The organism is Mycobacterium sp. 48b, assembly GCF_048282725.1.
Classification (GTDB): domain Bacteria; phylum Actinomycetota; class Actinomycetes; order Mycobacteriales; family Mycobacteriaceae; genus Mycobacterium.
The window spans coordinates 6487110-6499926 of the sequence record NZ_JBLVUL010000001.1; the positions used below are offsets into that span (position 1 = coordinate 6487110).

7 protein-coding genes are annotated in these 12817 nt (G+C 64.1%); 6 read left to right on the forward strand and 1 reads right to left on the reverse strand.

The features are described 5' to 3' along the window. Positions 1 to 47: 47 nt before the first annotated feature. Positions 48 to 434, reverse strand: coding sequence for a nitroreductase/quinone reductase family protein (locus ACNQR1_RS31730; RefSeq protein WP_418049494.1), 387 nt, complete (start codon positions 432 to 434; stop codon positions 48 to 50). A gap of 245 nt (positions 435 to 679) precedes the next feature. Between ACNQR1_RS31730 and ACNQR1_RS31735 the strand changes: the two genes are divergently transcribed. The 6 genes from ACNQR1_RS31735 (at position 680) to ACNQR1_RS31760 (ending at position 12772) form a co-directional block, all read left to right on the forward strand. Further along, positions 680 to 2230, forward strand: coding sequence for an SDR family oxidoreductase (locus ACNQR1_RS31735; protein WP_418049495.1), 1551 nt, complete (start codon positions 680 to 682; stop codon positions 2228 to 2230). Between the two features lie 89 nt (positions 2231 to 2319). Beyond that, positions 2320 to 4062, forward strand: a complete 1743-nt coding sequence (locus ACNQR1_RS31740) for an NAD(P)/FAD-dependent oxidoreductase (RefSeq protein ID WP_418049496.1) — start codon at positions 2320 to 2322, stop codon at positions 4060 to 4062. Between the two features lie 41 nt (positions 4063 to 4103). Continuing rightward, a complete protein-coding gene (locus ACNQR1_RS31745) occupies positions 4104 to 9680 on the forward strand; it encodes a type I polyketide synthase (RefSeq protein WP_418049497.1) in 5577 nt (1858 codons plus the stop codon). Further along, positions 9677 to 10537 carry an ABC transporter ATP-binding protein gene (locus ACNQR1_RS31750; protein WP_418049498.1) on the forward strand — a complete coding sequence of 287 codons (861 nt, stop codon included), beginning with the start codon at positions 9677 to 9679 and terminating at the stop codon, positions 10535 to 10537. Before ACNQR1_RS31745 ends, ACNQR1_RS31750 begins: the two co-directional genes overlap by 4 nt. Positions 10538 to 10563: 26 nt before the next feature. After that, positions 10564 to 11394: an ABC transporter permease gene (locus ACNQR1_RS31755; protein WP_418049499.1), complete on the forward strand. Its 831-nt coding sequence runs from the start codon at positions 10564 to 10566 to the stop codon at positions 11392 to 11394. A 16-nt stretch (positions 11395 to 11410) separates the two neighbouring features. Beyond that, entirely contained in the window at positions 11411 to 12772 is a 1362-nt protein-coding gene (locus ACNQR1_RS31760; protein ID WP_418049500.1) for a cation:proton antiporter, read from the forward strand. Positions 12773 to 12817 lie beyond the last annotated feature (45 nt).

Sequence of the window (12817 nt, forward strand, 5' to 3'; positions counted from 1 at the left end):
GTCCCAGCCGGTGCAAATGCGTCAACTACAGGGTGTAGTGGGCGCGGTCACCCGGCGGGCGTCAGCGCGAACACGGGGTGATCGGCGTCATCGGGCAGATCGCGGAAATACCCCTCCACCACCTTGCCTGCCAGCGGGCGGTAGGCCGCGATGATCGGCGCCCGCTGCTCCACCGGCACCTCCGCCGCCAGGTAGCTGGACTTGCCCAGCGTCACGCGCGGGTTGGCCCGGATGTTGCGGACCCATTCCGATTCACCCCGGGTGGAGACCAGGTACCTGACACCTTCGACCACAGGAACCACGACGGGGATCTGCTGTGGCTGTTTGCTGACCCGCGTGGTGAGGGTCAGGGTCTCGCTGTGGCCGATGCCGGTGGCCATCGCGATCCGGTTGAACACCTTCTGGACGAACCACGGGGGCTTGAGGTAGGCCATGGCACCAGTCTCGGCACTTATCGACCGGCGCGCCAGCCAAACGTCGCTTCTGGGGGCCCGATTTCGATCTGCGGCCCATCCACCGGCCAGGTGGCTACGAATCACCGGAAAGAAGCTTCGATTCCGGGAGGTGGGGTGGCAACCGTGTTCAGCAGCTTCGTAGCCGCGGAGTGGGAGGGGGTTTTCGCCTGGTACGGGTGCACCGGCGCGACCCGGCAGCTCGGAGACCCGGTTGAGGGGACCCCGTGACAGAGCTGCCAGGTTCCGACACGTCATCGCGGGTGCTGGTCACCGGCGCCACCGGCTACATCGGCGGTCGACTCGTCCCTCGGCTGGTCGAAGCCGGGCACCGGGTTCGGGCGATGGCCCGCAACCCCGACAAGATCAGCGATGTCCCGTGGACAGCAGACGTGGAAGTCGTTCGCGGCGACCTCACCGACCAGGAGACGCTCGTTGCCGCCTGCCGCGACATCGACGTCGTCTACTACCTCGTGCACTCGATGAACACCCGCGGGGATTTCGTCGAAGCAGAGCGCCGCAGTGCAGAGAATCTTGTCGGCGCCGCACGGCGAGGCGGTGTGCAACGCATCGTCTATCTCGGCGGCCTGCATCCGGAATCGGACCGGCTCTCGACGCATCTGCGATCCCGCAGCCAGGTCGGAGAAATCCTGCTGAATTCCGGTGTCCCCACCCTCGTACTGCAAGCCGGAGTAGTGATCGGCTCCGGATCAGCGTCCTTCGAGATGATCCGGCACCTGACCAACCGGCTACCGGTGATGACCACACCGCGCTGGGTCAACAACCGGATCCAGCCGATTGCGGTACGCGACGTGCTCTACTACCTGCTCGAGGCCGCCACCGCCGAACTGCCGCGCAGCCGCACCTACGACATCGGTGGCCCCGATGTCCTGCGCTACGGCGAGATGATGCAGATCTACGCCGACGTCGCCGGGTTGGCCCGTCGCCGAATTCTCGTACTCCCCGTTCTCACACCAAGACTCGCCGGGCTGTGGATCGGTTTGGTGACCCCCGTCCCGCCGCGGATCGGTCGTGCGCTGATCGAATCCCTGAGCACCGACGCCGTCGCCGGCGAGTGCGACATCGACTCGATCATCCCGCCACCGCCCGGAGGGACGACCCGATATCGAGATGCAGTCGCTCTGGCGCTACGTCGTGTCAAGAACGGTGAGGTCGAAACGACCTGGGCCAACGCATCTCCCACTGGCGCACCCTCCGACCCACTGCCGTCTGATCCGAGTTGGGCCGGTGACGCCATCTACACCGATGACCGCAGCATCGACTGCGACGCGACAGTTGAGCAGGTGTGGCAGGTCGTCGAAGGTGTCGGCGGCGAGAACGGGTGGTACTCGTTTCCGCTCGCCTGGACGGTTCGCGGCTGGCTGGACCGTCTCACCGGCGGGGTCGGACTGACACGCGGCCGCCGCCATCCCCACACCCTGCACACCGGCGACGCCCTGGACTTCTGGCGGGTCGAGAGAATCCAGCGACCGCTGCTGTTGAGACTGCGGGCCGAAATGCGCGCTCCCGGCCGCGCCTGGCTCGAATGGCGACTCGAGTCGCGCGGTGCGGACCGGGCCCGTCTGCACCAGCGGGCGATCTTCTTCCCGAAAGGCCTTGCCGGAAGGATCTATTGGAACGCTCTCCGGCCCTTCCACGGCATCATCTTCACCGGCATGCTGAACAACATCGCCGTCGCCGCACAAAGCGGCCCCAATACCGGCCCGCCAATCGAATCGGCAGAGGCGAGTCAACTACCCCCGCGGCGGCGTACGTGATCGAGATGCGGCATGAGTCGGCCTCGGCGGGATGCCGACACCAACTTCAGAGGAGGGTAGGTGTGGACGTACAAGCGCAGATATCGCAAATGAGTGAGGACACCCGAAAGGCTCTCGCGCAACGTATCAAGTCGCGCCTGTCCCACGACGATGATCGCGCGGCAGATCACGACGTGACCATCATCGGAGGCGGCGTAGCGGCTCTCACATTGGCGCTGGACATTCGTCGAACGCGTCCGACTACGCGAGTTCTGGTCATCGAACCGAACGCGTATCCGCTATCCGAGATCACACATACGGTCGGCGAGTCGACCGTGGAGGTGTCGGCGCACTATCTGCGGGACCACCTCGGCCTGGCGGACCACTTGAGCACCGCACACATCCGCAAGATGGGCTTGCGGATGTTCTTCTCACACAGTGGCAACACGGATATCGCGCAGCGGATGGAACTGGGGAGTTCCTCGTTCGTACCGCAGGTGACCTACCAGGTCGACCGCGGGAGGTTGGAGAACGAACTTTACCGACGATGCCTGTCGGACGGCGTCGAGATCACCCGCGGACGGGGGCGTTCGGTCGACTTCGCCTCCGAGAACCGCCCGCACACGATCACGTTTCAGGACGGCGACACGGTCACGCAGACGACGGCACGGTGGGTGGTCGACGCGTCGGGACGGAACCGGATGCTGCCGCGCCAAATGGATCTCAAGCAGACCAACGAGCACCATTGCAACGCCGTATGGTTTCGCGTCGCCACGGAGATCGACGTCGGCCGGTGGAGCGACGACCCGGTGTGGCAGGGGCGTCTCATCGAAGGTGACCGGGCCATGTCCACCAACCACCTGATGGGCGAAGGATACTGGGTCTGGCTCATCCGACTGGCATCCGGCGCCACAAGCGTCGGCATCGTGGCCGACCCGGCGATTCATCGTTTCGAGCAGTTCAACACGCTGGACAAGGCCAGGGCATGGCTTCGTGAGCACGAGCCGCAGTGCGCCGCGGTGGTGGCAGAGCATGCCCACCAGATCATGGACTTTCGGGTCATGAGGAAATACAGCCACGGTGTCACGAAAATGTTCGATGGACGCGACCGGTGGTGTCTCACAGGAGATTCCGGGATATTCCTGGATCCGTTGTATTCGTCAGGACTCGATCTGGTCGCGATCGGAAACGGCCTGATCACCGACATGATCTCCAGGGGTTTGGACGGTGATGACGTCGTTGGGCGCGCGCACATCAGCGACTCCCTGTTCCGATCGCTCACCGAGATGTGGCTCGCGGTCTATCAGGACCAGTACACCCTGATGGGCACACCGACCGTGATGTCGTCGAAGATCATCTGGGATGTCGCGTTCTACTGGGGATTCATCGGTCTGCTCTACATGAATGGCCGGTTCGTCAGCCTGGCCGACGATCCCGGATTCGTCCCCCACCTGGATGGGCTCATCGCACTGAGCAACCGCATCCAGCGATTCTTCCGGGAGTGGGCTGCCGTCGAAACCCGCACCTCCGCTGTGCCATTCGTCGACTTGTACTCGCCGTTGAACTTCATGGTCGCGCTGCACACCGCGATGACGGGAACCAGCCCGGACTTCGCCGGACAATTCGATGCGAATTCCCGGCTGCTGCGCCAACTGGCGGGTCAACTCGTCGAAACCGTTCTCGCGGAGAAGTCATCGATGTTCGAGGACGACGACGTCATGCGGCAGGTACAGGCGTGGCAACGGGATTCGCTCCTGCACGAGTTTCGCTCGACCTATCGCCGGGAACAGTCGGTCAACCCGGTCAGCGGCGATTGGATCGTCGCGACCTCACCGATCCTTCAGTCGAGTTGACGCGACGTCCACCCGATCCGAATCAGCTGCGAGGGCAGAGGATGAACATGTTTCCTGAGCGTAACGGCGACGAACCGTTGGCCATCGTCGGAATCGGATGTCGCCTTCCTGGCGGAGCCGACTCCGCGGAGAGTCTGTGGAGCTTGCTGTGCAGCGAGATCGACGCGACCTGCGTCGTTCCCGAAACCCGCTGGCATGCGGCCCGGTACCACGACCCCAATCCGTCGAAGGTCGGCAAGATCGTCACCCGTCGAGGCGGATTCCTCCGGGAAATAGATCAATTCGACCCACAGTTCTTCGGCATCTCCCCGCGCGAGGCGCACTCCCTCGATCCGCAACAACGCCTCCTGCTGCACACCGCGTGGGAGGCACTGGAAGACGGAGGAATACCCGCCGAAGGACTGGCGGGTACCGACGTCGGCGTGTTCATCGGTGGATTCACTCTGGACTATCAGCTGCTGCAGAATCAGGGGCGTACCAGTCGTTACCGGTTCAAGGCTCATTCAGCCACCGGGATGATGATGACGATGCTGGCGAACCGGATCTCGCACGCGTTCGACTTCCGCGGACCCAGCATGACGATCGATACGGCGTGCTCCGGCTCGCTCGTCGCGGTGCACCTTGCCGCGCAGAGCATCTGGCGCGGTGAGTGCGATCTCGCCCTTGCCGGCGGCGTAAACATCATGATCGGTCCCAACACCGCGATCGCGGAGTCGAAGAGCGGATTCCTCAGCCCCGAAGGACGTTCCAAGGCCTTCGACGATTCGGCTGACGGGTATGCCCGCGGGGAAGGCGGGGCGATCGTCGTCATCAAACCTCTTCAGCGCGCACTCGACGACGGCGATGAGGTATATGCGCAACTCCTCGGTACGGCGGTGTCGCAGGACGGCCACACCGACGGCATCACCGTGCCTCGCGATGAAGCCCAAGAAGCTGCGATCCGAATTGCGCTCCGGCGCGCGGGCATCCAGCCGACCGAGGTCGGCTACGTGGAAGCGCACGGCACCGGAACGCCTCTCGGCGACCCCATCGAGATGCGAGCACTCGCGGCCGCGCTGACGCTGGACCGGTCGGCGACGAATCCCCTTCTGATCGGATCCGTCAAGACCAACATCGGCCATCTCGAGGCCGGCGCCGGGGTGGCCGGGCTCATCAAGGCGGCGTTGGTCGCCAAACACGGATACATTCCCGCCAACCTGCACCTGCGGACTCCGAACCGACACGTGTCCCTCGCGGACCTCAAACTCGACATCGTCGCAAACGGGCAGCCATTCCCTGACTACGAACGTCGCATAGTGGGGGTCAACTCGTTCGGATTCGGTGGCACCAACGCCCATGTGGTGCTCGCCGAGCCTCCGGCCCCTTCCCATGTCGGGCCCGCCGCAGCTCAGGCCCCGCAGCCGCCGCCGACCGTGCTGCCGATCTCGGCCCGCAGCGAGGAGGCCCTGGTCGCGAGGGCCGGCCAGTTGGCCCGACATCTGGCCGCCCACCCCGATATCACGTTGCGAGATCTGAGTTTCACGCTCGGACAGCGCCGCGCGCATCTGAACCATCGCCGCACTGTGATCGCCGACGACGTCGCCGATGCGAGGGAACAACTTCAAGCCCTCGCCGATGGCGGTGATCCCGCCACCGGCCGCACCGTTCCCGTCGCGGCAAAACTTGCGTTCGTGTGTACCGGCATGGGTCCTCAGTGGTGGAAGATGTGCCGGGGACTCCTGGGCACCTACCCCGCGTTCACAGACAGCATGCTGCGCACCGATCGAGAGCTGTCCCGCTATACGGGCTGGTCCCTCGTCGACGAGCTCCGACGCGACGAGACCCGCTCTCGCATGGCGGAGACGGAGTTCGCGCAACCGGCCAACTTCGCCATCCAACTCGCGCTTGCCGAGCAGCTCTCGCAGTTCGGCATCGACCCGGACGCCGTCATCGGCCACAGCGCGGGTGAAGTGGCCGCCCACCATCTGGCCGGCCTGCTCACGTTCGAGCAGGCGATCGAGGTGATCTATCACCGAAGCCGGCTCCAGCAGCGCACGAGCGGTCAGGGCGGGATGCTCGCCGTCGGCCTCGACGTCGAATCGGTGATGCAGACGATCGATGGCAGGGCGCACGAAGAGTTCGGCCGGCGGATATCGGTGGCGGCGATCAACAGCCCGTCGGCAGTGACGATCGCCGGCGACAACGACCTCCTCGCCGACATCGCCCGGCAACTGGACAAGGCCGGGATCTTCCACCGCTACTTGTCCGTCACGGTGCCGTACCACACGCATTACATGGAGGCGGTGAAAGACGACCTCTTCAGCGCGTTCGACGGTCTGTCGTCCAAAGCGGCGACGCTGCCTCTGTATTCGACGGTCACCGGTGAACAGCTGGACCAGTACCAGGCCGGCGCCGCCTACTGGTGGCAGAACACTCGCTCCACCGTTCTCTTCGAACCCGCGATCCGCCGGATGCTGGAGGACGGGTACACGCACTTCGTCGAACTGGGGCCGCATCCCGTTCTGGCCGCATCGATCTTCGAAACAGCGGGACAAACAAGGGTTCTGGTCACCGCAACCCAGCGACGGGATCATGACGACAGCCGCGCACTGCTCAACTGTGTCGGCACACTGCACTGCGGCGGCCACGACGTCGCGTGGAATGTCGTGCAGCCACGTAACGGAGCCCGACTTCTCAAACTCCCGTCCTACCCGTGGCAGACGAAACGCTTCTGGAACGAAACCCAGGAAGCCGTGGAGGCACTGTTCTACGAGCCTGAGCATCCGCTGCTGGGGCAATCCGTGAGCGCGCTTCATCCCACCTGGGAAGCCGAATTCAGCACTGTCCTCAACGCGTTTCTCGCCGATCATCGCGTCCAGGGAAGTGTCGTGGTACCCGGGGCGGTGTACGTCGAAATGGCTGTTGCAGCGGCCAAGTCGATCTATGGGTCGAACCACAGCGTGGACAATCTCGTGCTCCACCGCGCCGTCATTCTCGACGAGACCTGCGACCCCATCCTCAGGACCACGCTCAACGAGGCCGACGGCACGTTGGAGTTCGCCGCGTTCACGGTCACGGCCGACGGGGATTCCAAGTGGACGATCACCGCGACGGCGGAACTGAACACCTTGCCTGCGGCACCGCCCCGTCACGATCCGCCAGACGGCTGCGCGGAGCCGACCGCCTCGATCGGCGGTGACGACTTCTACGTGCGTACCCGATCACTCGGTTTCGACTATGGCGACGCATTCCGGTCCGTGCAAGGCGTGACCGCTGGTGAGGACTGGGCCATCGCCGACATCACCGTTCCAGCTGCGGTCGCCGGCCAGCTCGACGCTTTCCGATTCCATCCCGCGCTCGTCGACGGGGCCTTCCAAACACTCTTCGGTGCACCGTTCCTCGGGCAGGAAGAGACCCAGGAGCCTTACCTACCGACTCGTATCCGCCGCTGCGCCTTCTACCGTGCGCCCGAAGAGCACATGAAGGTTCACGTTCACGTCGTGTCCGCGACCAGAGCGGAGGTCGAGAGCGACATCACGATCACCGACCTGGCCGGGACGCCGCTGGCGGTGTTCGCAGGTTTCACAGTGCAGTCGCTGAGCACATCGTCGAACATGTCGCCCGATCACATCGACAAGAGCCTGCTCGAGATCCAATGGTGTGCCACGCCGGACGAGATGAGCACGGATACCCACGATCAGCACCAGATCACGACCGGCGCTTCGTCCTGGCTCATCTTCGTCGACGACGCCGGGGTCGGGGCATCCCTCGCCGAAGAACTGCGCCACCGCGGCCACCGCGTCCGCACAGTCGAGCACCATGACGACGCCGACCTCACCGAGGTTGACGGAGATTATGCGATGAATGCCAGGTGCCCCGAGCAGATGGGCCGGATGTTCACCCGCCTCGCCGCAGCAGGAGACCTGGCCGGCGTCATCAATTGCTGGCCGCTCGACATCCCCGAGGGCGGCAGCGTCGACGAGGACCAACAGCTGGGAACCCTTGCCATCCTGCATCTCGTCAAAAGCCTTGCAGAGCACGACAACTTGACGTCCCGCCTCTACCTGATCACCGCCAACGCACAACCGGCACCCGGCACCTTGCTCCGGGGTGTCGATCAGGCCGCCGTGTGGGGACTCGGTCGAGTCATCGGTCATCAGGAACTTCCCGAACACTGGGGTGGCTTGATCGACATCGATTTGCAAACCGATTCCGCCGCCGACCGCTCTCACACCGTCACCCGCATCTGCGATTACGTTCTCGACCGCGAGCCGGAAGATCAGATCGCGATCCGCGGCCGGACCACGTTCGTGCCGCGCCTGCGCCCATGCAACGGCTTGACGCGACCGTTTCCCACCAAGCTCACCCCAGATGCAACCTACGTCGTCACCGGCGGGGCAGGATCACTCGGCCGCATTGTCGCCACCTACCTGGCCGAACGCGGAGCACGCCACATCACGCTGCTGAGCCGCAGCATCGTCCCCCCGAGAGATCGTTGGCCGTCGCTGACCGAAGACGATCCCCACTTCGCGATCGTGCGCACCATCCGCAAGATCGAACACCTCGGCGTCCAGATCACCACCGCCAGTGTCGATATCGCCGATCGCGACCAGGTGGCGACCTGGCTGAGCGAGCACATCCGCGGTGGCGGCAGGCCGGTTCGCGGAGTAGTGCACGCTGCGGGATCGGTGAACGACCAGTTGCTCGTGAACGCCAGTGACCTCGACTTCGCCAAGGTGATGGCACCCAAGATCACCGGTACTCGTGTACTGCACGACACCTTCAAGGACCACGAGCTCGAGTTCTTCGTCATGTTCGGGTCCGCCGGATCGACCATCGCTTCGCCTGGCCAAGGGAACTACGCGGCTGCCAACGCGTTCCTCGATGCATTCGCGCATTACCGCCGGGCGCAGGGCCTGCCGGCACTCACCGTGGGGTGGGGGCCTTGGTCGGTGGGAATGGTCGAAGAGCTCAAGCTGGAGAAGATCTACGCTGCGCGCGGAATCGCGTTGATCACACCTGCGGTGGGGACCCGGATTCTCGATCGGCTCATCAACCAGAAGACACCCAACGTCGTCGCCATCAGCGCCGACTGGGCTCGAGCCCGCCACACTGGACCGAGCGGATCGCTACCGCTGATGTACTCGGATCTCGGGACCAACGAAGCATTCTCCGCCGAAACCGATTCCGAAGGATCGATACTCGACGTGCTCGCGGCTACGTCGGAGGCCGATCGGCCGGCCGTCATCGCCGACCGGGTGCGGCACATCGCGGCCGCCGTGTTCGACTGTGCCGTAGATGACTTCGAGCCCGACGATCTGCTGGAGGACATCGGCCTGGACTCCATGATGGCGATGGAGTTCAGGATCAGGATCAATACGGTGTTCTCGATCAACCTCCCCGTCCTCGAGATCCTCAAGGGCACCAGTGTGAACGCTCTGTCCGATCGGGTACTCACCGAGCTTCATTCGATCCATGGCCCCGCCCCGACGACCAACGAAGATTCGCCACCTGCGCCCCCTGTCGTCGTCGACGACGTGGACCGGATCATGGACGAACTGTCGGATGCCGATCTGCGAGAGTTGCTGGCCGAATTGGAGGCGGACGCCGATCCGGAAGTGGGAGAGGCACACTCGTGACCTATCCACCGCACGTACACCAGTCCCCCGCCATTCGCGTACGCGGGCTGTCGAAGGCCTATGGTCGATCGCACGCGGTGCGGAATCTGGATCTCGATGTCGACCACGGCGAGATCTTCGCGATTCTCGGCCCCAACGGGGCGGGCAAGTCGACGACCATCGAGATCCTCGAAGGCAACCGGAAGCGCGATGCCGGCGAGGTGCGCGTCCTGGGCGAAGATCCCGGGACCGCGGGCCGCAACTGGCGCGCCAGGATCGGTATCGTGCTGCAGGAGACCAGCGACTTCGGGATGCTCACCGTACTGGAAACCGTGCGGATGTTCGCGAAGTGCTATGGCAGGGCCCGCATTCCCGAGGAATTGCTCGATCTCGTCGGGCTGGCCGACAGTTCTGGCCTCAGGGTCAGGACGCTGTCCGGGGGCCAGCGACGCCGGCTCGATGTCGCTCTCGGGATCATCGCCACCCCCGAACTGATCTTCCTGGATGAGCCGACCACGGGTTTCGATCCCGAAGCAAGACAAAGGTTCTGGGATCTCATCAGGGCGCTGTCCGACGACGGCGCCACCATTCTGCTGACCACTCACTACCTGGAGGAGGCCGCGGCTCTGGCAGATCGCGTCGCGGTCATTGCCGACGGACGGCTTGCTGCAGTGGACTCACCGGCCCGGTTGATCTCCCACGCGAAAACGACAGCGACGGTGCGGTGGATCGAGGGAGACCAAGTCCGAGTGGAGGAGACCGACCATCCGACCGAGCTGATCAGGAAGCGGTCCGCAGAAGGGGTGGAGCTGGCGCAACTCACCGTCACCCGACCCACGCTCGAAGACGCATACCTGCACTTGATCGGTCAGGCATGATGACAACCGAGTCCGTGCGGAATGCCATGAAACCCGTACAGCGCCCGGATGACTCACGCCCAGCCCTTCCTTCGGCAGTCGCCATAGGGCTGTCACGGGTCGTCCCCGAATTGAAGATGTTCTACCGACGCCCCGAACAGCTGGCACTCACGTTCTCGATGCCGGCCGTGATCTGCATTCTGTTGGGGTCGATCTTCTCGGCGAAAGTGCCTGGGACGCAGACAAGTACCGGTGCCGTGATTGCGGCAAGCATGCTTGCCTACGGCATCCTGTCGACTTCGTTCATCAACCTCGGCATCGGTATCGCGGCCGACCGCGAGACGGGTGCCTTGAGGCGACTGCGTGGTACGCCGGCGACCGCGTCGTCATACTTCATCGGGAAGATCATGCTGGTTGCCATCGCGAGCCTCGCGGAGGCCGTCATCTTGCTCACGGTGGGCGTGCTGATCTTTCGGCTCCGGCTGCCCACCGACGTCTTCGGATGGTTCACGCTGACGTGGGTATTCACCCTGGGCATCATCAGCTGTTCACTGCTCGGCATCTTCATCAGTAACTTCGCAGGCAACGCCGTTTCCGCTGCTGCCATCACCAACGGTCCGGCAGTCGGCTTGCAGTTCCTCTCGGGCACTTACGTACCGCTCATGGTGTTGCCGACATGGATGCTGATCGTCGGTTCGTTCTTCCCCGTCAAATGGATGGCACAGGGCTTCCGGTCCGTCCTGCTCCCCGCGCAGATGGTCGCCTTCGAACCCGCGGGCAGTTGGGAGCACTTGCGGACGTTCCTGGTGTTGCTGGCGTGGAGCGTCGGCGGTCTGATTGCCTGCCTCTCCGTGTTCCGCTGGTCCGAGCAGAAGTGACCGGGAAGGAGCCGCCATGCCGTCACTGCTCACGATCACCTATCACTTCTTCATCCAGATCGCTGTCATCCTTCTGACCTACCGCCTGCTGTGGCCGGTCTTCCGCAGGCTCGGTCAGGTGCAAGTGGTCGCGATCATGGTGGCCGGATTTCTGCTCGGGCCTTCGGTGCTCGGGTGGATCTCGCCGGCAACACAGCAGTGGTTGTTCCCCGCCAAGGTGACCGTCGGCGCGGAGACGTTGACCCACCCGAACTTGGTGGCCATCTACGTCGTCGGCCAGCTCGGGCTGGTGCTCTACATGTTCCTGGTGGGAACGTCGTTCAATCTCGAGATACTGAGCGCTCATTCGCGGCAGGCCGGTGTGACGTCAGCCGCGGGCATCGGCGTCCCGCTGATCGTCGGCGGCTTCCTCGGATGGTGGATGGTCGGCCTCGGTGGCTACTTCACCGCCGGCGTCGAGCCCTGGCAGGGAGCGCTGTTCGTCGCTGCCGCCGTGGCCATTACGGCGTTTCCGATGCTGGCGTGGATCATCTACGACTCCGGTCTGCTCAACACCAGGTTGGGCACCATGGCGTTGTCCTGCGCCGCTGTCGACGATGCATGCTCGTGGGTCCTGCTGGCGACGGTGGTGGCGACCGCCAAGGGCAGCGCGCTTGGCGCAGTGCTGGCCATCGGAGGCGGCCTGGCCTACCTGTTGTTCATGCTGTACGTCGGTCGTCCGCTGCTCGGCAGATTGGAGACCTGGACTCCGCCGCGCTCCGACATCGAGAGGACGGGCGGCCTACCGATCGCGCATGTCACCGTCGTGCTACTTGTCGTGCTTGCCGCGAGCGCGTTCGCCGACATGGTCGGAATCTATTCTGTATTCGGCGCTTTCGTGGCAGGCGCCGTCATGCCACGCGGCGCGCTTCTGAATTCCATCCGCGACAGTTTCGAACCTCTCGTCGCATATCTGCTGTTGCCCGCGTTCTTCATCTACTCAGGTCTCAACACACAATTGACCCTGATCTTCGACGGCCCCACTCTGGCGATGGCGGGTGTCGTGCTGCTCGTGGCCTTCGCTGCGAAGTTCGGTGCCATCGGATTGGCAGCGCGTTGGCAGGGCATGAGTTGGTACGAGGCCGGTTCGATGGGAGCACTCGCCAACGCGCGTGGCCTGATGGAACTCATCCTGCTCAACATCGGGTTCGAGTCAGGACTCATCTCCGAGAAGCTGTACACGGTATTGGCGCTGATGACGATCGTCACCACTTTCGTCGCCACACCGCTACAGAGGCTGTTCGAACACGCTATGGAGAAGTCCGGACGGAAGTTCGGCCCTACCGGTGAGGAGCCGCACGGCGAAGTTCCTCAGGCGCGGGTCACGTCCAGCCCGTAGTTCACGGTCAGGTATGGCGATCCGGTTGAAGATGGTCCGGACGCG